This is a genomic window from Pseudomonas sp. GL_117, assembly GCF_057835125.1.
Map to the genome: position 1 here is coordinate 1,841,310 of NZ_CM174418.1, position 21,385 is coordinate 1,862,694.

Annotated in this window: 18 protein-coding genes; 12 read left to right on the plus strand and 6 right to left on the minus strand. The window is 61.5% G+C overall.

Annotated elements, in window-relative coordinates; genetic code table 11:
- The first annotated feature begins 154 nt into the window (after positions 1 to 154).
- Positions 155 to 1,657, plus strand: coding sequence for a nucleobase:cation symporter-2 family protein (locus AC3ISR_RS08325; RefSeq protein ID WP_226455349.1), 1,503 nt, complete (start codon positions 155 to 157; stop codon positions 1,655 to 1,657).
- Positions 1,658 to 1,694: 37 nt separating this feature from the next.
- Here the strand turns inward: AC3ISR_RS08325 and AC3ISR_RS08330 are convergent, their stop codons facing one another.
- Together AC3ISR_RS08330 and AC3ISR_RS08335 are read right to left on the minus strand one after the other, a co-directional pair.
- Positions 1,695 to 2,627: a proline iminopeptidase-family hydrolase gene (locus AC3ISR_RS08330; protein WP_192298672.1), complete on the minus strand. Its 933-nt coding sequence runs from the start codon at positions 2,625 to 2,627 to the stop codon at positions 1,695 to 1,697.
- Positions 2,628 to 2,721: 94 nt separating this feature from the next.
- Positions 2,722 to 3,486, minus strand: coding sequence for a LuxR family transcriptional regulator (locus tag AC3ISR_RS08335; protein WP_192298673.1), 765 nt, complete (start codon positions 3,484 to 3,486; stop codon positions 2,722 to 2,724).
- A 183-nt stretch (positions 3,487 to 3,669) separates the two neighbouring features.
- Between AC3ISR_RS08335 and AC3ISR_RS08340 the strand changes: the two genes are divergently transcribed.
- From AC3ISR_RS08340 to AC3ISR_RS08365, 6 genes are read left to right on the plus strand one after another with little or no spacing between them, the layout of a single operon-like run.
- Entirely contained in the window at positions 3,670 to 4,557 is an 888-nt protein-coding gene (locus AC3ISR_RS08340) for a proline iminopeptidase-family hydrolase (RefSeq protein ID WP_192298674.1), read from the plus strand.
- 3 nt (positions 4,558 to 4,560) lie between these two features.
- Positions 4,561 to 5,508, plus strand: a complete 948-nt coding sequence (locus AC3ISR_RS08345) for an ABC transporter permease (protein ID WP_192298675.1) — start codon at positions 4,561 to 4,563, stop codon at positions 5,506 to 5,508.
- Positions 5,505 to 6,362 carry an ABC transporter permease gene (locus AC3ISR_RS08350; protein ID WP_305392280.1) on the plus strand — a complete coding sequence of 286 codons (858 nt, stop codon included), beginning with the start codon at positions 5,505 to 5,507 and terminating at the stop codon, positions 6,360 to 6,362. Before AC3ISR_RS08345 ends, AC3ISR_RS08350 begins: the two co-directional genes overlap by 4 nt.
- A complete protein-coding gene (locus AC3ISR_RS08355) occupies positions 6,359 to 7,315 on the plus strand; it encodes an ABC transporter ATP-binding protein (RefSeq protein ID WP_192298677.1) in 957 nt (318 codons plus the stop codon). Before AC3ISR_RS08350 ends, AC3ISR_RS08355 begins: the two co-directional genes overlap by 4 nt.
- Positions 7,312 to 8,283, plus strand: coding sequence for an ABC transporter ATP-binding protein (locus AC3ISR_RS08360; protein ID WP_192298678.1), 972 nt, complete (start codon positions 7,312 to 7,314; stop codon positions 8,281 to 8,283). The genes AC3ISR_RS08355 and AC3ISR_RS08360 overlap by 4 nt, the downstream gene beginning before the upstream one ends.
- A 32-nt stretch (positions 8,284 to 8,315) precedes the next feature.
- Entirely contained in the window at positions 8,316 to 9,830 is a 1,515-nt protein-coding gene (locus tag AC3ISR_RS08365) for an ABC transporter substrate-binding protein (RefSeq protein WP_192298679.1), read from the plus strand.
- Positions 9,831 to 9,992: 162 nt separating this feature from the next.
- Here the strand turns inward: AC3ISR_RS08365 and AC3ISR_RS08370 are convergent, their stop codons facing one another.
- The 4 genes from AC3ISR_RS08370 to AC3ISR_RS08385 form a co-directional block, all read right to left on the minus strand.
- Positions 9,993 to 10,733, minus strand: a complete 741-nt coding sequence (locus AC3ISR_RS08370; RefSeq protein WP_192298680.1) for a YciK family oxidoreductase — start codon at positions 10,731 to 10,733, stop codon at positions 9,993 to 9,995.
- A gap of 176 nt (positions 10,734 to 10,909) precedes the next feature.
- The gene (mupP, locus tag AC3ISR_RS08375; protein WP_489324686.1) at positions 10,910 to 11,581 is read right to left on the minus strand and encodes an N-acetylmuramic acid 6-phosphate phosphatase MupP; all 672 of its coding nucleotides are present in this window, start codon (positions 11,579 to 11,581) and stop codon (positions 10,910 to 10,912) included.
- Positions 11,582 to 11,585: 4 nt separating this feature from the next.
- Positions 11,586 to 12,284: a bifunctional 2-polyprenyl-6-hydroxyphenol methylase/3-demethylubiquinol 3-O-methyltransferase UbiG gene (ubiG, locus tag AC3ISR_RS08380; protein WP_192298682.1), complete on the minus strand. Its 699-nt coding sequence runs from the start codon at positions 12,282 to 12,284 to the stop codon at positions 11,586 to 11,588.
- A gap of 64 nt (positions 12,285 to 12,348) precedes the next feature.
- Positions 12,349 to 13,680 carry a TRZ/ATZ family hydrolase gene (locus AC3ISR_RS08385; protein WP_192298683.1) on the minus strand — a complete coding sequence of 444 codons (1,332 nt, stop codon included), beginning with the start codon at positions 13,678 to 13,680 and terminating at the stop codon, positions 12,349 to 12,351.
- A gap of 109 nt (positions 13,681 to 13,789) precedes the next feature.
- On the opposite strand from AC3ISR_RS08385, the gene mtnA reads away from it, so the two are divergent.
- The 5 genes from mtnA to hisC all read left to right on the plus strand — a co-directional run bounded on the left by mtnA (position 13,790) and on the right by hisC (position 21,369).
- Positions 13,790 to 14,866, plus strand: a complete 1,077-nt coding sequence (gene mtnA / locus AC3ISR_RS08390) for an S-methyl-5-thioribose-1-phosphate isomerase (RefSeq protein ID WP_489324687.1) — start codon at positions 13,790 to 13,792, stop codon at positions 14,864 to 14,866.
- Positions 14,867 to 15,169: 303 nt separating this feature from the next.
- Complete coding sequence (gene gyrA / locus AC3ISR_RS08395; RefSeq protein ID WP_192298685.1) at positions 15,170 to 17,824, plus strand: DNA gyrase subunit A; 2,655 nt, start codon at positions 15,170 to 15,172, stop codon at positions 17,822 to 17,824.
- Between the two features lie 243 nt (positions 17,825 to 18,067).
- Positions 18,068 to 19,153, plus strand: a complete 1,086-nt coding sequence (gene serC / locus AC3ISR_RS08400; protein WP_226455358.1) for a 3-phosphoserine/phosphohydroxythreonine transaminase — start codon at positions 18,068 to 18,070, stop codon at positions 19,151 to 19,153.
- Complete coding sequence (gene pheA, locus AC3ISR_RS08405) at positions 19,153 to 20,247, plus strand: prephenate dehydratase (protein ID WP_003172650.1); 1,095 nt, start codon at positions 19,153 to 19,155, stop codon at positions 20,245 to 20,247. The genes serC and pheA overlap by 1 nt, the downstream gene beginning before the upstream one ends.
- A gap of 9 nt (positions 20,248 to 20,256) precedes the next feature.
- Positions 20,257 to 21,369: a histidinol-phosphate transaminase gene (gene hisC, locus AC3ISR_RS08410; RefSeq protein WP_463984346.1), complete on the plus strand. Its 1,113-nt coding sequence runs from the start codon at positions 20,257 to 20,259 to the stop codon at positions 21,367 to 21,369.
- Positions 21,370 to 21,385: the final 16 nt, after the last annotated feature.

Sequence of the window (21,385 nt, forward strand, 5' to 3'; positions counted from 1 at the left end):
CGCAGGTGTTCGAGCCAAGGGGCAGGGCGGCTGAATGGATTTTTGTAACGGCGATTACCAGCTTGTTGTGAAATTGATTGTATACAACTCTATGGACATCCTCTGTTTCCTTTGCATACAGTGATTGCACAACAAAAACAGAGATCCCCTCACCATGACTATCCCGAAGGCTTCACCGCAGCGGCCTGAAGATGAAAATCTCGGCGTCGCCGCCAACATGGCTTACGGCCTGCAGCATGTCCTCACCATGTACGGCGGCATCGTTGCCGTGCCGTTGATCGTCGGCCAGGCGGCCGGGCTGTCGCCGGCGGACATCGGCTTGTTGATCGCCGCGTCGCTGTTTGCCGGTGGCCTGGCCACGCTGTTGCAAACCCTGGGTTTACCGTTCTTTGGTTGTCAGTTGCCGCTGGTGCAGGGCGTGTCGTTTGCCGGTGTGGCAACCATGGTGGCAATCGTTGGCAGCGACGGCGCCGGCGGGGTGCCAGCGATTCTCGGGGCAGTGATGGCCGCGTCGTTCATCGGGTTGCTGATTACCCCGGTGTTTTCGCGAATTACCAAGTTCTTCCCGCCGTTGGTGACCGGCATCGTCATCACCACCATCGGCCTGACGCTGATGCCCGTTGCGGCGCGCTGGGCCATGGGCGGCAATAGCCGTGCGGCGGACTTTGGCAGCATGTCGAATATCGGCCTGGCGGCACTGACCCTGGTGCTGGTGCTGTTGTTGAGCAAGATCGGCAGCGCGACCATTTCCCGTCTGTCGATCCTGCTGGCGATGGTGATCGGCACCGTGATCGCGGTGTTCCTGGGCATGGCCGACTTCTCCGGCGTGACCCAGGGGCCGATGTTCGGTTTTCCTACGCCATTCCATTTCGGCATGCCAACCTTCCATGTGGCCGCGATCATTTCCATGTGCATCGTGGTGATGGTGACGCTGGTGGAGACCTCGGCGGACATCCTTGCGGTCGGCGAGATCATCGACACCAAGGTCGACTCCAAGCGCCTGGGCAACGGCTTGCGCGCCGACATGCTGTCGAGCATGTTTGCGCCGATCTTTGGCTCGTTCACCCAGAGCGCCTTTGCGCAGAACGTCGGCCTGGTGGCGGTTACCGGGGTCAAGAGCCGCTTTGTGGTGGCCACGGGCGGGTTGTTCCTGGTGATCCTCGGCCTGCTGCCGTTCATGGGCCGAGTGATTGCGGCGGTGCCCACTTCAGTACTCGGCGGGGCCGGGATTGTGCTGTTCGGCACCGTGGCGGCGAGCGGGATCCGCACGCTGTCGAAGGTTGACTACCGCAACAACATGAACCTGATCATCGTCGCCACTTCCATCGGTTTCGGCATGATCCCGATTGCCGCGCCGAGCTTCTACGATCATTTCCCGAGTTGGTTCGCGACCATCTTCCATTCGGGGATCAGCTCGTCGGCGATCATGGCGATCCTGTTGAACCTGGCGTTCAACCACTTCACGGCGGGTAATTCGGATCAGCAATCGGTGTTCGTGGCGGGGACGGAACGCAGCTTGTGCTTCCAAGATGTGGCGGCGTTGCGTGATGGGGATTACTTCCGGGGCGGGAAATTGTTTGATGCCGAAGGCAAGGAAATCCCGTTGGTGGCGCAGGTGCAGAAGCGCACGGCCATGCCCGAGGCTACCGAGGTATAAAAATGTGTGCGGGCAAGCCCGCACACACATGTGGAATTCAGCCCGTCTTCAGCGCTTGGTGTTTTACAGAGCAGGCGTCATCCAAAAACTTCACCACAGTCCCCATGCACGCTTGGCGTTCTTCCACATGGGGCATGTGGCTGGAGTCTTCAAACAGTGCCCAGCGCACGTCCGCGATCTCATCCAGGAACGGCTTGACCACCAATGGCGTGGCCTCGTCGTGCCGGCCGGAGATCACCAGGGTTGGCACCTGGATCGCCGACAACCGGCCAATCGACTTCCAGTCCTTCAAGCTGCCGATCACGTGGAATTCGGTCGGGCCGCTCATGGCGTGGTACACCGTGGGGTCTGAGTCGACTTGGGCAAAGGTGCGCGCCACTTCTTCCGGCCACGGGTTGACCCGGCACACGTGCTGGTCATAGAAAATCCGCGAGGCGGCGAGGTATTCCGGGTCTTGGTAGGTGCCGGCGGCTTCGTGCTTGAGCAAGGTTTCGTGCACGCCTTCGGGCAACAGCTTGCGCAGGCGGTTGGCTTCGCTGACCCAGGTGCGCATGCACGTCGGCGAGTTGGCTGGGATAAACGCGCGCAGGCCTTTGGGTTGGCGGATCGCATGTTCACTGCCGAGCATTCCGCCCCAGGACTGGCCGAGGATTGCGTAGTTGTCGCTGATGTTCAGGTGGTCGAGCAGGTTGTCGAGTTCGTCGAGGAACAACTCGACGGTCCAGAACGACGGGTCTTTATCCGGCAAGTGGGTGGAGCGGCCGTTGCCGAGTTGATCGTAGTGGATCACGGCATGGCCGCTGGCCGCGACATCCTTGAAGGCGTCTACGTAGTCGTGGGTGCAACCGGGGCCGCCGTGGATGATCACCAGCGGCGTGCGGCCGGTGGTCAGGTCGCCGGTAACACGGTACCAAGTCTGGTAGGCGCCAAACGCCGCATACCCTTCGCGGATTTTTTCGATGAATTCCATTTCGTACCCTGCTCGTGAAAAAAAGGATCAGGGACACGATAGTCGGCACGCCAAATTTAGGTAACTAGCAAAACAGCTAGGTTTTACTCTCTGGTCAATCTTCCAGGAGCCGGTAATGGGTGGCACGGACCACCGCTTGCACGCGGTTCTTGGCCCCCAGTTTATGCATCGCCGAGGCCAGGTGCAGGGTCACAACGGCCAGCGAACGGCTCAGTTGCGTGGCAATTTCGGCCGCAGTGAGGCCGTCGGCCGCCCATTTCAGGCACTCGCGTTCGCGTTTGGTCAGGTGAATATGCGGGTAGGTGCGTAGCTCTTTGCTGAACAGCGGGTAGGCCGCTTCCTGCAAGGCGTGGGTAATCAGGCTGAAATCCGCGAGGGTCTGCTGTGCATCCTCCAGTACGCTGCGCGCCTTGCCGATGCGCAAGCCCGTCAACGAGGCGAAACCGCCGCGGGGCAGGTGGATCGGCACGCTGACGCCGCAGGTCAGTTGGCGTTCGTGCAGGTAGGACGAAACGGGAGCATGGCAGGGGTCGATGATCTTTTGCAGGGCCGTCTGGGCTTTTGCCTCGTAGGACCAGACAAACGGCGATACCGTGCTCAAGGCCAGGTGTTGCACCGGGTCGATCTGGTAGAAGCCTTCGCTGCACCACAAGGCGTGCCAGTCTGGTGGGGTGTTGCGCAGCTCCAGCACCGAGGGGGTGATCAAGGCGCCGTCGTGATCGATGGGCACCGGGGTGTAGTCGTACACCAGCGCATCGAAACCCAACTGTTGGGCGAGGATAAAGGTGTTGTCCATCTGTTCGTCCAGGCTCCTGCCCGGCATCAGACGATTATTGAAGGCAGTAAGCTTGGCCAGCATCCGTTCTGCTCCCGAATTCATTTGAATCTCGACTTGCGGCAAGTAGAATGCCACGCCCCGGCGAAGGACTGCCAGGCCAAACCTATAAGAAATACTAGGTTATGGACACACGGCAACCTCGGTAGTGTTGGCCTGATCAACGGCCGCTGCCAGCCAGGCTGATACCACACAAGGAATGTATGCATGTGGCGTGAAATTGCCCCCGACCAGCAATACAACGTGAGAGTCGACGGCCACAACCTCGTGGTCTACAGCTTCGGCGACGGCGATGAGGTGCTCTTGTGTCTCAACGGTGGCCCGGGCCTGCCGTGTGACTATTTGCGCGACGCCCATGGCTGGCTCAAGGAGCATAACCTGCGAGTGGTTGCATTCGACCAGCTTGGCACGGGCGCATCAGCCAGACCCACCGATGTTTCCCTGTGGGAAATCGGCCGTTATGTCGAAGAAGTCGAAACCGTCCGCCAAACCCTGAACCTGGGGCGTGTGCATTTGCTCGGGCACTCCTGGGGCGGTTGGCTCGGCATCGAATACGCCATTCATTACCCCGATGCGCTGAAAAGCCTGATCCTCGAAAACACCGTCGGCGACATTCCGCACTTGTCCCAGGAACTTGAACGCCTGCGCGGTGCCCTTGGTAGCGAAACCGTGGCAATGATGCAGCGCCATGAAGCCATGGGCACCCTCGATCATCCGCAGTATCAGGCCGCAATCACCCTGCTCAACTACCGTCACGTGTGCCGCCTGGACGAGTGGCCGGAGCCGGTCAAGCGCTCCCTCGGCGACTGGAACATGGGCCCGTACGAAACCATGCAAGGCCCCAACGAATTCCTCTACGTCGGCAACCTCAAGGACTGGAACCGCATCGCCGAAATGGCCGAGTTCAAGATGCCGACACTGATCACCACCGGCCAACACGACGAACTCACCCCGGCCTGCGCCATGCGCATGAAGATGGCGGTCAAGCACGCCGAACTGCACGTATTCCCCAACAGCAGCCATATGCCGTTTTACGAAGAGCCCCAGGCGTACTTCCCGGTGCTGCTCGACTTCCTCGCGCGTCACCGAGGCTGACGCATGAACCTGGCGCGCTACCGTTTTGTGCTGTCCCGGCCACTGCAATTGCTGCCGGTGCTGTTTGGCATCAGCCTGATCACCTTCATCCTGGTGCGCTCGATCCCCGGCGACCCGGCGCGCGCCTTGCTCGGCTCGCGCAGCACGCCGGATGCGTTGCTGAAGATCCGCGCCCAGTACGGCCTCGACCAGCCGCTGTGGCTGCAATATTTCTACTTCCTGAAGAACCTGCTCAAGGGCGATCTCGGCCAGTCGCTGTTGTACAAGGTTGACGCCTTGAAACTGATCGTCACCCGCATCGAGCCGACCCTGGTGCTGGTGCTTGGCAGCGTACTGCTGGCGTTGCTGATCGCGGTGCCGCTGGCCACCCTGGCGGCGCGCAATAAAGGCGGTTGGGTGGACAACCTGATCCGGGTGTTCACCACGGTCGGCCTGGGCATGCCGGCGTTCTGGCTGGGCTTGATGCTGATTCTGTTGTTGAGCGTGCAGTGGGGTTTGTTCCCGGTATCCGGCTACGGCCGCACCTTTCTCGACAAGGCGCACCATATGGTCTTGCCGTGCCTGACCATTGCCCTGGCGCTGTCGGCGGTGCTGGTGCGCAACCTGCGTGCGAGCATGCTGATGGAGTTGCAGGCCGACCACGTCACCGCCGCTCGGGCACGGGGTCTGTCAGAAGCCGCGGTATTTCGCCGGCATGTACTGCCCAATTCCCTGGTGCCGGCGGTCAACCTGCTGGCGGTGAATATCGGTTGGCTGATCAGCGGCACGGTGGTGATCGAAAGCCTGTTCGCCATCCCCGGTATCGGCCAATTGCTGGTGCGCGGCATTTTCACCCGTGACTACATGGTGGTGCAGGGCGTGGCCATGGTGCTGGCGTGTGCGACGGTGCTGGTCAACTTTGTCGCCGACGTGGTGACGGTGGCCCTCGACCCACGGGTGAAGATGCAATGAGTAGCCGCCCGTTGATTGCACCCTGGCGCTTGCGCCTGCGCTTGGGTTTTCGCAATGGTCGGCTGACCGCTGCGTGGGGGTTGTTGATCCTGCTGTTGTGGTTTGTCCTGGCGTTGCTTGCGCCATGGATCGCGCCCTATGACCCGATTGCGCAGAACACCGATTTCAGCCTGTTGGGCCCCAGTTGGGCGCATCCTTTCGGCACCGATAACTACGGCCGCGACATTCTCTCCAGGGTGATCTGGGGCGCACGCATCGATCTGCAACTGGCGATTGTCGGGGTGATCTTCCCGTTCATGATCGGCACCTTTGTCGGCGCGGTGTCGGGCTATATCGGCGGGCGCTTCGACAGCTTCTGCATGCGCGTGATCGACGTGATCCTGGCGTTTCCGTTCCTGGTGCTGATGCTGGCGATCATGGCCATCCTCGGGCCGGGCCTGAAGAGTTTCTACATCGCCATGGCGCTTGTGGGCTGGGTGTCGTATGCGCGCCTGATCCGCTCGCAGATTCTGGTGCTCAAGGAAAGCGATTTTGCCCTGGCCGCCAAGAGCCTGGGCTTTGGTCATGGGCGCATTCTGTTCCGGCATCTGCTACCGAATGCGATGTTTGGCTCGATTGTGTTTTCCATGTCGGACGCGGTACTGGTGCTGCTCAACGGTGCGGCCGTGAGCTACCTGGGGCTGGGTGTGCAACCGCCCACTGCCGAGTGGGGGACGATGGTCGCCGAAGGGCAGGCGTTCATCACCACCGCCTGGTGGATCTGTACGTTCCCCGGCCTGGCCATCGTCACCTTGGCCATGGGTTTCAGCCTGCTGGCCGATGGTGTCGCGCAAGTGTTGGGGGATCGTTCATGAGCCTGTTGCAGGTGCAGGACCTGAGTGTGATTGCCAACAATGCCGGGCGCGATGTGACTCTGGTGGATCGCGTGTCGTTTGAGCTGGCCGAAGGCGAAATCCTCGGCCTGGTGGGCGAGAGCGGTTCGGGCAAGACCATGGCCTGTCGCGGCCTGATGCGCCTGTTGCCGTCGCCGAACCTGCGCGTGCAGGGCGGCGCCGTCCGGCTTGCCGGACAGGACTTGTTGCCGTTGGACGATGCCGGCATGCGGGCTGTGCGCGGTGGGCAACTGGGCATGATCTTCCAGAACCCGAGCAGCCACCTCGACCCGCTGATGCGCATCGGCGAACAGATCGCCGAGGGCATTCGCCTGCATCAGGGTGCCTCGAAAAAAGACGCACGCCTGCAAGCCATCGAGGTGCTGCGCCAAGTCGGCATTCCCGATCCCCAGGCGCGGGTCGACAACTACCCCCACGAGTTTTCCGGTGGCATGCGCCAACGCGCGATGATCGCCGTGGCCCTGGGCTGCAACCCGAAAGTGCTGATCGCCGACGAGCCGACCACTGCGCTCGATGTGACCGTGCAGGCGCAGATCCTGCGGCTGCTGCTGGACCTGCGCGACCGTCGCGGCCTGTCGCTCATCATGATCACCCACGACCTCGGCGTGGTGGCGCAGACCTGCGATTCCATCGCGGTGATGTACGCCGGGCGCCTGTGTGAACACGGCAGCAAGTACGAACTGCTGGCCCATCCGCAACACCCGTACACGGCGGGCCTGATTGATTGCCAACCGGCCCATAGCAGCGGTCACGCCTTGTTGCGCACCATCGCCGGGCAACCGCCGCTGCTCGATGCGTTGCCCGCCGGCTGCCGCTTCAGCCCGCGCTGCCCGCAGGTCGGCGCCTTGTGCACGCAAGTGCTGCCGGAAGGTGCGCGAGTCGCCTGTCATTACCCACTGGGGGTGCCGGCATGAGTCTGTTGCAGATCAAGGACCTGGAAGTGAAATTCGCCGCGTCCGGCACCGGCTTGTTCGGCTTGAACAAGCAGTGGGTGAGGGCGGTGAACGGGGTTTCGCTGAGCCTGGCGGCGGGACAAACCCTGGGCTTGGTCGGCGAGTCCGGCAGCGGCAAGAGCACCTTGGGCCGAGCGATCTTGCACCTCAATCCGATCAGCGCCGGGCAGGTGCTGTTCGATGGCGTCGACATGGCCCATGGCAGCCCCATCGACATCGCACGCCTGCGCCATGAAACCGCGATGATTTTCCAGGACCCCTACGCCGCGCTGAATCCGCGCCACACCGTCGGTGAAACCATCGCCGAAGTGCTGCGGGTACAGCGCAAGGTCGCGCCAGGGCAGATCCCGGCCCGGGTCGATGAACTGCTCGAACTGGTGGGCCTGCGCCCCGAACTGGCCAGCCGCAAGCCCGGCGCCCTCAGCGGCGGCCAGTGCCAGCGCGTCGGCATCGCTCGGGCGCTGGCGGTGGAGCCGCGCTTGATCATTGCCGATGAGTGTGTGGCGGCGCTGGATGTGTCGATCCAGGGCCAGATCATCAACCTGCTGCTGGAACTGCAACAGCGCATGAACCTGGCGATCCTGTTTATCGCCCATGACCTGGCCATCGTGCGCCGCCTGTGCGATCGGGTGGCGGTGATGTACCTGGGCAAGATCGTCGAGGAAGGGCCGGTGGAGGCGGTCTTCACCACGCCGCGCCATCCGTACACGGCTGCGCTGATCCAGGCGATTCCCGAGATCGATCCGCACAAGCCTTTGCCTACTGAACCCTTGCCTGGTGAGCCACCGAGCCCACTGAATTTGCCTACTGGTTGCGCCTTTCACCCGCGTTGCCGGCATGCGCAAACGATGTGTGCCGCGGTGTTGCCGCCCACCCATTTCCTGCACGAGCATCGATACAGTTGCGTGCTTGAAGAACCCTTGCTTTAACCCTCTGCCATTCATTAACAAGGAGTTGTGATATGCAATCGCGCCACTTGAAGTCTCTCGCCGCCGCAACATTGACCCTATGGTCCCTGACTACCGGGTTGGCGCAAGCCGCTGGGGTACTGACCATCGGCTGTCGTGAAGACAGCACCACGTTCGACCCGATCAAAAGCGCGCAAAACCGCGATACCTGGGTGTTCGCCAACGTTTACGACACCCTGGTGCGCGTGGATAACCTGGGCACCAAGATGGAGCCGGGGCTGGCAGAAAGTTGGGATATTTCCAAGGACGGCCTGACCTACACCTTCAAGCTGCGGGATGCGAAGTTCTCCGACGGTTCGCCGATCACCGCCGAGGATGCGGCGTTCAGCCTGTTGCGCATCCGCGACAACAAGGCTTCGCTGTGGGCTGACCCGTTCAACCTGATCAACACGGCCAAGGCGACGGATCCGAAAACCCTGGTGGTCACCCTCAAGACTCCGGCCGTAGCCTTCCTCTCGCAATTGGCGTCGCCGACGGTATCGATCTTGTCGGAAAAAGCCATGACCAAGATGGGCGAAGACGCCTACTCGGAAAACCCGGTGACTTCCGGCGCGTTCACCGTAGACGAGTGGCGCAAGGGCGATCGTGTGATCCTGAAGAAGAACCCGAACTTCTGGCAGGCCAAGAACGTGAGCCTGGATGGCGTGGAGTGGGTCTCGGTGACCGACGACAACACGCGCATGCGCATGGTGCAGAACAACGAGCTGGATACGGCGATCTTCGTGCCGTTCTCGCGGGTTGAAGAACTGAAGAAAGACAAGAACGTGGTGATCCACGCCGACCCGTCGACCCGTGAAGATCATCTGTTGATCAACCACGAGCACGGCCTGCTGGCCAAGCCCGAAGTGCGTCAGGCACTGGACCTGGCCATCGACAAACAATCGCTGGTGAAGACCGCCACCTACGGTCAGGGCACTGTGGCGTATTCCTACATCCCCAAAGGCTCGCTGTACCACTACGCCAACAACCTGCAACGCCCGTACGACCCGGCCGAAGCCAAGAAACTGCTGGCGGCTGCCGGTGCCAAGGACTTGAAGCTCAACTATGTGGTCAACGCCGGCAACGAAGCCGACGAGCAGATCGCGGTGATCATCAAGGACCAACTGGCCAAGGTCGGCGTGACCGCCAACCTGCAAAAGGTCGACCCGACCCAGAGCTGGCAGATGCTGGTGGACGGTGAGTACGATATTTCGGTGATGTACTGGACCAACGACATCCTCGACCCGGACCAGAAGACCACCTTCGTGCTGGGCCACGACACCAACCAGAACTACATGACTCGCTACAAGAACGACAAGGTCAAGGACCTGGTGGCAGCCGCGCGGATCGAAGCGGACCCGGTCAAACGTGAGCAGATGTATGTGCAATTGCAGAAGTTGGCGAAGCAGGATGTGAACTGGATCGACTTGTACTACAGCCCGTATATCAATATCTCGCGCAGCAACATCAGCAACTTCCTGCAGAACCCGTTGGGCCGCTTCACCCTTGAAGAAGTGGTGAAAAACTAAAGAACACCGCAATACCCATGTGGGAGCGGGCTTGTGTGGGAGCGGGCTTGCTCGCGAAAGCGGAGTGTCAGCCAGCAAGTCTGGTCCTGATACACCGCTTTCGCGAGCAAGCCCGCTCCCACACAGACCCCTCCCACATTTAGTTTTATGGTGTGTCAGTTGTTACTGCGCGTCGAACGCCTGGCCGTTGATGCCAGCGCTGTCCGGCCCCATCAAGTACAGGTACACCGGCATGATCTCTTCTGGCGCAGGCCGTTCCATCGGATTTTCCCCTGGATAGGCCTGGGCGCGCATGCTGGTGCGTGTGCCACCTGGGTTGATGCTGTTAGAGCGTACCGCTGCCACATCCTCAAGCTCATCCGCCAGGGTCTGCATCAAACCCTCAGTGGCAAATTTCGACACACCATAAGCCCCCCAGTACGCCCGACCCTTGCGCCCGACGCTGCTGGAGGTGAACACCACCGACGCATCCTGGGACAGCTTGAGCAGCGGCAGCAGGGTGCTGGTGAGCATGAACATCGCGTTGACGTTCACGTGCATCACGCGCATGAAATTCTCGCCGGACAACTGCTCGATCGGCGTACGCGGGCCGATGATCGAGGCGTTGTGCAGCAGGCCGTCGAGGTGACCGAATTCCTTTTCGATCATCGCAGCCAGCTCATCGTATTGATGGGGCAGGGCGGTCTCCAGGTTGAACGGGATCACCACCGGCTGGGGGTGGCCGGCCGCTTCGATTTCGTCATACACCTGGGCCAGGTTGGCTTCGGTCTTACCCAGCAACAGCACGGTGGCGCCATGGGCGGCGTAGGTTTTCGCCGCCGCCGCGCCAATCCCGCGACCGGCGCCGGTCACCAGGATCACCCGGCCTTTGAGCAGTTCTGGACGTGCAGAGTAATCAAACATAAATAGCCTCGACAAAATTCACAGTGATACAGCGCTCAATGTGCAATCCAATTCCTGTGGGAGCTGGCTTGCCTGCGATAGCGGAGTATCAGTCACCAGAAGTGTCGGCTGGCAGGCTGCTATCGCAGGCAAGCCAGCTCCCACATGGAATCGGTGTTTTTGAGATTCTTGAGCAATCAGCAACTGCACAGTGCGCTATCGAGCACTTTGCGCAATTCCAGCGGGTGATCCACCACGACATCGGCGCCCCAGTTACGTGGGTTGTCGTCCGGATGGATATAACCGAATGTGACCGCCGCCGTACGGGTGCCGGCGTCGCGACCGGACTCGATGTCGCGCAGGTCATCGCCGACGAACAGCACGCTGGCTGGGTCCAGGTCGAGCATTTTGCACGCCAGGATCAGGGGCTCAGGGTCGGGCTTGCTGTTCTTCACGTGGTCCGGGCAGATCAACAGCGCCGAGCGCTCGGCCAGGCCCAACTGCTGCATGATCGGTTCGGCAAAGCGCAGCGGCTTGTTGGTGACCACGCCCCAGACCAGCTTGGACTTTTCGATGTCTGCCAGCAGTTCATCCATGCCGTCGAACAGTTTGCTGTGGATCGCACAGCCCTTGAGGTAACGCTCCAGGAATTCCAGGCGCAACTCTTCAAAACCTGGGGATTCGGGGTCCATCGAGAAGGTCACGGCCACCATCGCCCGCGCACCGCCGGAGATTTCATCGCGGATGTGCTGGTCGTTGATCGGCGCCAGGCCGCGGTCGGTGCGCATCGCCTGGCAGATGGCGATAAAGTCCGGCGCGGTGTCCAGCAGTGTACCGTCCATGTCGAAGAGAACTGCTCGCAACTTCACAGGCTTATTCCTCGCGCAGGGTCTGGATCATGTAGTTGACGTCAACGTCGCTGGCCAGCTTGTAGTGCTTGGTCAGCGGGTTGTAGGTCAGGCCGATGATGTCCTTGACGGTCAGCCCGGCCTGACGGCTCCACGCGCCCAGCTCGGACGGGCGGATGAATTTCTTGAAGTCATGGGTGCCGCGCGGCAGCAGCTTCATGATGTATTCGGCGCCGATGATCGCGAACAGGTAGGCCTTGGGGTTGCGGTTGATGGTGGAGAAGAACACCTGGCCGCCAGGCTTGACCATGCGGAAGCAGGCGCGGATCACCGAGGACGGGTCCGGCACGTGTTCGAGCATCTCAAGGCACGTGACCACATCGAACTGCTCGGGCATTTGCTCGGCGAGATCTTCGGCGGTGATCTGGCGGTATTCGACGTTCACGCCGGATTCCAGCTGGTGCAACTGAGCCACGGCCAGAGGCGCTTCGCCCATGTCGATGCCCATCACCGTGGCGCCGCGCTGGGCCATGGCTTCGCTGAGGATGCCACCGCCGCAACCAACGTCCAGCACCTTCTTGCCGGCCAGGTTGACACGTTCGTCAATCCAGTTGACCCGCAGCGGGTTGATGTCGTGCAGGGGTTTGAACTCGCTTTCGCGGTCCCACCAGCGGTGGGCCAGGGCTTCAAACTTGGCGATTTCGGCGTGGTCGACGTTGCTCATGGTGCATCCTCTAAATCTGATAAATCGGTTTGTCGGTCTTGAACGTACCGCTTCAAGGCCGGCGTTATTCGCTATGCCCGCCGATGCGTTGGCCCCAGGCGATGGCCGTGGCGGTCAACTGTCGTTCATCCATGCGGGTCAATTGCCGGTCGTCGAGCAACTGCTTGCCGGCGACCCAGAGATGTTTCACGCAATCGCGTCCGGTGGCATATATAAGTTGTGAGACCGGATCGTAGATCGGTTGTTGCGCTAGCCCCGACAGATCGAAGGCGACCATATCCGCCGCCTTGCCGACTTCCAGCGAGCCAATTTCGCTTTCCAGGCCCATGGCGCGCGCACCATTGAGTGTGGCCATGCGCAAGGCGCGGTGGGCATCCAGGGCGGTGGCCGAACCGGCGACGGCCTTGGCCAGCATCGCGGCGGTGCGGGTTTCGCCCAGCAGGTCGAGGTCATTGTTGCTGGCGGCGCCATCGGTGCCGATCGCCACATTCACCCCAGCCTGCCACAGACGCTCCACCGGGCAGAAGCCGCTGGCCAGTTTCAGGTTGGATTCCGGGCAATGGATGACGCTGGTGTTGCTTTCTACCAGCAAAGCCAGGTCGGCCTCGCTGATTTGGGTCATATGAACGGCCTGGAAGCGCGGGCCCAACAGCCCGAGGCGGGCCAGGCGTGCCAGTGGGCGCTCGCCGGTCTGCTCGACAGCTTGCTGCACTTCGAAGGCGGTTTCGTGAACGTGCATGTGGATTGAAGCATCCAGCTCTTCGGCCATGACCCGGATCTTTTCCAGGTTTTCATCGCTCACGGTGTACGGTGCGTGGGGGCCGAAGACGATGTTGACGCGGGGGTGATGCTTGAGGTCGCCGAACAGCTCGACGCCCTGGCGAATCGCCTCGTCGGCGCTGCTGGCGCCGGGAATCGGGAAGTCGAGGATCGGAATTGCAATCTGCGCGCGCATGCCGCTGTTGTGCACGCAGTCGCTGGCCACCTTGGGGTAGAAGTACATGTCGCTGAAGCAGGTAATGCCGCTCTTGAGCTGCTCGGCGATGGCCAGGTCGGTGCCGTCGCGCACGAACGCTTCGTCGACCCACTTGGCTTCGGCCGGCCAGATGTGTTTTTCCAGCCAGGTCATCAGCGGCAGGTCGTCGGCCAGGCCGCGAAACAGGCTCATTGCCGCGTGCCCGTGGGCGTTGATCAGGCCAGGGCTGAGCAGCATGCCCGGCAACTCACGGACTTCGGTGGCCGCCAGTTTCAGCGCCGTCGCCCGTGGGCCGATAAACGCGATGCGCCCGTCGCGGATGCCCAGGGCGTGGTCCTTGAGCACCACGCCGGCAGGTTCGACAGGCACCAGCCAGGTCGGCAGCAACACCAAGTCGAGCGGGGCGGCAGTGGAGGTCATCGCGGGCTTCTTCCCAGGCAGCTATAAAAGAAGGCCGAAGTATACCCGAGCGTCCTGGCTGGCGGATCGCTATAATCGGCGGCTTTTGTTCATGAGTGCGGAGTAAGGGATGCGCGATCGACTGTTGGCTGCGGAGAAAGTGAAGGCCATCGATTGGCGTGATGGCGCGCTGTACCTGCTCGATCAGCGTGCCTTGCCGTCCCGGGAAAGCTGGGTCGCGTGCTCCACGGTTGAAGCCGTGGCCGCCGCGATTCGTACGATGGTGGTGCGGGGCGCGCCAGCCATTGGTATCAGTGCCGCCTATGGCCTAGTGCTCGCCGCCCGTGAGCGGATTGCCGAGGGGGGTGACTGGCAGGCCGCCTGGGAAGAAGACTACGCACTTTTAGCCGACGCCCGCCCCACCGCGTCGAACCTGTTCTGGGCGTTGAAGCGCATGCGTGACCGCCTCGATCGCGTCAAAACGCACGCCGATCCGCTGGCGATGCTGGAGGCCGAAGCGATTGCGATCCATGAAAGTGATCGCGAGGCCAACCTGACCATGGCCCAGCTCGGCGTCGAGTTGATCCGCAAGCACCAGGGCAATGCCCAGGCGATCCTCACCCATGGCAATGCTGGCGCACTGGCCACCGGCGGCGTCGGCACGGCGCTTGGGGTTATTCGTGCGGCCTTTTTGGAGGGCATGGTCGAGCAGGTTTATGCCAATGAAACCCGGCCCTGGCTGCAAGGTTCGCGGCTGACCGCCTGGGAGCTGGCGGGCGAGGGTATCCCGGTGATGGTGAACGCCGACTCGGCCGGTGCGCATATCCTCAAGACCAAAGGCGTGACCTGGGTCATCGTCGGCGCCGACTGCATTGCCGCCAACGGTGATGTGATCAGCAAGATCGGCACTTACCAGTTGGCTGTATGCGCGATGCACCACGGCGTGCGTTTCATGGTCGTGGCGCCGAGTTCTACCCTGGACCTGATGATGGCCACTGGCGATGATGTTGCCCTGGAAGAGCGCGATGCCGGTGAGTTGCTCGAAGTCGCCGGCCAGCGCTTCGCGGCGGATGTGGCGGCCTTCAATCCGGTGTTCGACGTGACCCCGGCCGACCTGATCGACGTGATCGTGACCGAAAAAGGCGTGGTCGAACGGCCGGACGCTGCCAAGCTGGCCAAGTTGATGTGTCGTAAGCGCCTGCATTAAGCCAATTTGCCCCCGGAAACGGGCTTGGATCCAGCTCTGAGCCCCTCTCGTCGCCCTCAAGCCTGTCATCCGTCAACTTACTATGCTCCATGCGCATCAGGGGGATAGGTGCGTGGCGGCGATTGTGATAACATCCGGCGGTTTCCAAGGCCGCCCCGAGGGGTGGCCTATAACGTGCAGATCCGTGTCATAACTCGTTGATTTGTCGTAAGTCGTTGTCAGGCACCGTGCCGGCAGCGGCGAGCTTCGTTCGTCCCATATGGATGTGACGAGGTTTCACCCGAAAAAGGAATCAGGCTTCTCATGGGCGAACTGGCCAAAGAAATCCTCCCGGTCAATATCGAAGACGAGCTGAAACAGTCCTACCTCGACTACGCGATGAGCGTAATTGTCGGTCGGGCACTGCCTGATGCGCGCGATGGCTTGAAGCCCGTGCACCGGCGTGTGCTGTTCGCGATGAGCGAGCTGGGTAACGACTGGAACAAGCCGTACAAGAAATCTGCCCGTGTTGTCGGTGACGTGATCGGTAAGTATCACCCTCACGGCGACACTGCGGTGTACGACACCATCGTTCGGATGGCCCAGCCGTTTTCCCTGCGTTACCTGCTGGTAGACGGTCAGGGCAACTTCGGTTCGGTCGACGGCGACAACGCTGCGGCCATGCGATACACCGAAGTGCGCATGACCAAGCTGGCGCACGAGCTGCTGGCCGACCTGCATAAAGAAACCGTGGACTGGGTGCCGAACTACGACGGCACCGAAATGATCCCGGCTGTCATGCCCACCAGGATTCCCAACCTGCTGGTCAACGGTTCCAGTGGTATCGCCGTGGGCATGGCGACCAACATCCCGCCGCACAACCTCGGTGAAGTCATCGACGGTTGCCTGGCCCTCATCGACAACCCCGAGCTGACTGTCGACGAGCTGATGCAATACATCCCCGGTCCGGACTTCCCGACTGCCGCGATCATCAATGGTCGCGCCGGCATCATCGAAGCCTACCGCACTGGCCGCGGCCGCATTTACATGCGCGCCCGCTCGATGATCGAAGACATCGACAAGGTCGGTGGTCGCCAGCAGATCGTCATCACCGAACTGCCGTACCAGCTGAACAAGGCGCGTCTGATCGAGAAGATCGCCGAGCTGGTCAAAGAGAAGAAGCTCGAAGGCATCACCGAGCTGCGCGACGAGTCCGACAAAGACGGTATGCGCGTGGTGATCGAGCTGCGTCGTGGCGAAGTGCCTGAGGTGATCCTCAACAACCTCTACGCCCAGACCCAGCTGCAAAGCGTGTTCGGCATCAACGTGGTTGCACTGATCGATGGCCGCCCGCGCATCCTGAACCTCAAGGATCTGCTGGAAGCCTTCGTCCGTCACCGTCGTGAAGTGGTGACCCGCCGTACCGTATTCGAACTGCGCAAGGCCCGCGAACGCGGCCACATCCTGGAAGGCCAGGCGGTTGCGCTGTCGAACATCGACCCGGTGATCGCTCTGATCAAGGCCTCGCCAACCCCGTCGGAAGCCAAGGAAGCGCTGATCAGCACGCCTTGGGAATCCAGCGCCGTGGTGGCGATGGTTGAGCGTGCCGGTGCCGACTCGTGCCGTCCGGAAACCCTGGACCCGCAATACGGCCTGCGCGAAGGCAAGTACTTCCTGTCGCCGGAACAGGCCCAGGCCATCCTGGAACTGCGCTTGCACCGCCTGACCGGCCTGGAGCACGAGAAGCTGCTGGCCGAGTACCAGGAGATCCTCAACCAGATCGGCGAGTTGATCCGCATCCTCAGCAGCGCTGTGCGCCTGATGGAAGTGATCCGCGAAGAACTGGAAGTGATCCGCGCCGAATACGGCGACGTGCGCCGCACCGAGATCCTCGATGCACGCCTCGACCTGACCCTGGGTGACATGATCCCGGAAGAAGAGCGCGTCGTGACCATTTCCCACGGTGGCTACGCCAAGACCCAGCCTTTGGCTGCGTACCAGGCCCAGCGTCGTGGTGGTAAAGGTAAATCGGCTACCGGCGTGAAGGATGAGGACTACATCGCTCACCTGCTGGTCGCCAACAGTCACACCACGCTGCTGCTGTTCTCCAGCAAGGGCAAGGTGTACTGGCTGAAAACCTACGAAATCCCGGAAGCCTCCCGTGCCGCCCGTGGCCGTCCGCTGGTCAACCTGCTGCCGCTGGACAGTGATGAATACATCACCACCATGCTGCCGGTGGACGAATATACCGAAGGTCACTTCATCTTCATGGCGACCGCCAAAGGCACCGTGAAGAAGACCCCGCTGGAGTCCTTCAGCCGTCAACGCAGCGTGGGCCTGATCGCCCTGGAGCTGGATGAAGGCGACGTACTGATCTCTGCGGCCATCACCGATGGCGAGCGTGAGGTCATGCTGTTCTCCGACGGCGGCAAGGTGACGCGCTTCAAGGAATCCGACGTGCGTGCCATGGGCCGTACCGCCCGCGGTGTGCGCGGCATGCGCCTGCCGGAAGGGCAGAAGCTGATTTCGATGCTGATCCCGGAAGAAGGCAGCCAGATCCTCACAGCTTCGGCGCGTGGTTATGGCAAGCGGACCGCCATCAGCGAGTTCCCGGAGTACAAACGTGGCGGCCAGGGCGTGATCGCCATGGTCAGCAACGACCGCAACGGCCGTCTGGTCGGCGCGGTCCAGGTGCTCGATGGCGAGGAAATCATGCTGATTTCCGACCAGGGCACCCTGGTGCGTACCCGTGTGGCCGAAGTGTCGAGCCTGGGCCGTAACACCCAGGGCGTGACGCTGATCAAGCTGGCCAGCGACGAAACCCTGGTGGGCCTGGAGCGTGTCCAGGAGCCATCGGAAGTCGAAGGCGAGGAGCTGGAAGGTGAAGAGTTTGACGGCGAGGTGATCGCAGCAGGCGATGACAACGTTGACGAGCCAACCCTCGACGCTGCCGCAGGCGAAGAAGAACCGCAGGAATAAGCGGACACACAGGGGGCGGATGAAGATTCGCCCCCTTGTTGTTTGTCCCTTGTGAAATAACACATCCTTTGGCTGGATGCGGTCAATGTGGGAGCTGGCTTGCCTGCGATGGCAGCGCCGCGGTATCACTGCGATACCGAGGTGCCCTTATCGCAGGCAAGCCGGCTCCCACGGGGATTCGCTCCAGAGAAAGGTTGTTGCCGAACATGATTGCAGCCCCACCAGATCAGAGTGAGATTGGATGTGAGCAAGAGAGCCTATAACTTCTGTGCCGGTCCCGCGGCGCTTCCTGAAGCAGTCCTGCAGCGTGCGCAGGGTGAACTCCTCGACTGGCATGGAAAAGGCCTCTCTGTGATGGAAATGAGCCATCGCAGCGATGAGTTCGTATCCATTGCCAACAAGGCCGAGCAGGACCTGCGCGACTTGCTGGACATCCCATCCAATTACAAAGTGCTGTTCCTGCAAGGTGGCGCCAGCCAGCAGTTCGCCCAGATCCCGCTGAACCTGCTGCCGGAAGACGGCACTGCCGACTATATCGACACCGGTATCTGGGGGCAGAAGGCCATTGAAGAGGCCTCCCGTTACGGTCACGTGAATGTGGCGGGCACTGCCAAGCCCTACGATTACTTCGCGATTCCAGGTCAGAACGAATGGAAGCTGTCGAAGGATGCGGCCTACGTGCACTACGTCGCGAACGAAACCATCGGTGGCCTGGAGTTCGACTGGGTACCGGAAGTGGGCGACGTTCCGCTGGTGTGTGACATGTCTTCTGACATTCTTTCGCGCCCGATCGATGTGTCCAAATACGGCATGATCTACGCCGGTGCGCAAAAGAACATCGGCCCGAGCGGCATCCTGGTCAATATCGTCCGCGAAGACCTGCTGGGTCGCGCCCGTTCGCTGTGCCCGACCATGCTCAACTACAAGGTCGCGGCCGATAACGGCTCGATGTACAACACTCCGCCGGCTTTCGCCTGGTATCTGTCCGGCCTGGTGTTCGAGTGGCTCAAAGAGCAGGGCGGTGTGGCAGCCATGGGCAAGCTGAACGAAGAGAAGCAGCGCACCCTGTACGACTTCATCGACGCCAGCGGCCTGTACAGCAACCCGATCAACCGCACTGACCGCTCGTGGATGAACGTGCCGTTCCGCCTGGCTGATGATCGCCTGGACAAGCCGTTCCTGGCCGGTGCCGACGCGCGTGGCCTGCTGAACCTCAAGGGTCACCGTTCGGTCGGCGGCATGCGCGCCTCCATCTACAACGCCGTCGACATCCATGCGATCAACGCGCTGGTTGCCTACATGGCAGAGTTCGAAAAGGAACACGGCTAATGTCTGAGCAAGAACTCAAGGCCCTGCGCGTGCGCATTGACAGCCTGGACGAGAAAGTCCTGGAGCTGATCAGTGAGCGTGCGCGCTGCGCCCAGGAAGTGGCCCGGGTGAAGATGGCGTCCCTGGCTGAAGGCGAGGTGCCGGTGTTCTATCGTCCCGAGCGTGAGGCCCAGGTGCTCAAGCGCGTGATGGAGCGCAATAAAGGCCCGCTGGGCAACGAAGAGATGGCGCGGTTGTTCCGCGAAATCATGTCTTCGTGCCTGGCTCTGGAGCAGCCCCTGAAAGTGGCTTACCTCGGCCCTGAAGGCACCTTCACCCAGGCGGCAGCCATGAAGCACTTTGGCCACGCCGTGATCAGCAAGCCGATGGCGGCGATCGATGAAGTGTTCCGCGAAGTGGCAGCGGGGGCGGTGAACTTTGGCGTGGTCCCGGTGGAAAACTCCACCGAGGGCGCGGTCAACCACACCCTGGACAGCTTCCTTGAGCACGACATGGTGATCTGCGGTGAAGTCGAACTGCGTATCCACCACCACTTGCTGGTGGGTGAGAACACCAAGACCGACAGCATCAGCCGTATCTATTCCCACGCCCAGTCCCTGGCCCAGTGCCGCAAGTGGCTGGATGCGCACTACCCGAATGTCGAGCGCGTGGCGGTGTCCAGCAACGCCGAAGCGGCCAAGCGGGTCAAGGGGGAGTGGAACTCGGCGGCGATTGCCGGTGATATGGCTGCGGGCCTGTACGGCCTGACGCGCCTGGCCGAGAAAATCGAGGATCGCCCGGATAACTCCACGCGTTTCCTGATGATTGGCAGCCAGGAAGTGCCGCCGACTGGCGACGACAAGACCTCGATCATCGTTTCCATGAGCAACAAGCCCGGCGCGCTGCATGAACTGCTGGTGCCGTTCCACGATAACGGGATTGACCTGACACGCATCGAGACCCGTCCTTCGCGCAGTGGTAAATGGACCTACGTGTTCTTTATCGACTTCATCGGCCATCACCGCGACCCGCTGGTCAAGGGCGTGCTGGAGAAGATCAGCCAGGAAGCCGTGGCGCTCAAGGTGCTGGGCTCTTACCCGAAAGCGGTTTTGTGAGGCGTTAACATGAGTGGCAACTTTCTCGCCCTGGCGCAGCCGGGCGTGCAGCAACTGTCGCCTTACGTTCCGGGCAAGCCTGTGGACGAGTTGGCACGTGAGTTGAATCTGGACCCGGCAAAGATCGTCAAGCTGGCCAGCAACGAGAACCCGCTGGGCCCGAGCCCCAAGGTGTTGGCGGCGATTCGTGAAGAGTTGGCCGAGCTGACCCGTTATCCCGATGGCAACGGTTTTGCCCTCAAGTCGCTGTTGGCAGAGAAGTGCCGGGTCGCGCTGAACCAGGTGACCCTGGGCAACGGTTCCAACGACATCCTTGAGCTGGTCGGCCGTGCCTACCTGGCGCCGGGCCTCAATGCGGTGTTCAGCGAGCATGCGTTCGCTGTCTACCCTATCGTTACCCAGGCGGTTGGTGCGGATGCGCGGGTGATTCCTGCGAAGGACTGGGGCCACGATCTGCCAGCGATGCTGGCGGCCATCGATGCACAGACCCGCGTGGTGTTTATCGCCAACCCGAACAACCCGACCGGGACCTGGTTCGATGCGCAGGCGTTGGACGATTTCCTGCAGGACGTACCGGAGCATGTGCTCGTCGTGCTGGACGAAGCCTACATCGAGTACGCCGAAGGCAGTGACCTGCCGGACGGCCTGGACTTCCTTGCGGCCTACCCGAACCTGCTGGTATCGCGCACGTTCTCCAAGGCCTATGGCCTGGCGTCGCTGCGGGTTGGTTACGGCCTGTCCACCGCAGTCGTCGCCGATGTGCTGAACCGTGTTCGCCAGCCGTTCAACGTCAACAGCTTCGCCCTGGTGGCAGCTTGTGCGGCGGTGAAGGATACCGAGTACCTGGAAGAAGGTCGTCGTATCAACCAAAGCGGCATGCTGCAATTGCAGGAAGGCTTCCGTGAGTTGGGCCTGGGCTGGATTCCGTCCAAGGGCAACTTCATCTGTGTCGACCTCGGCCAGGTGGCGGCCCCGGTGTTCCAGGGGCTGCTGCGTGAGGGTGTGATCGTGCGCCCGGTGGCCAATTACGGCATGCCGAACCACTTGCGTATCACCATTGGTTTGCCAGCTGAAAATGCCCGCTTCCTGGAGGCGCTGGCCAAGGTTCTGGCCCGTGGTTGATGTCACTGCATTGCAA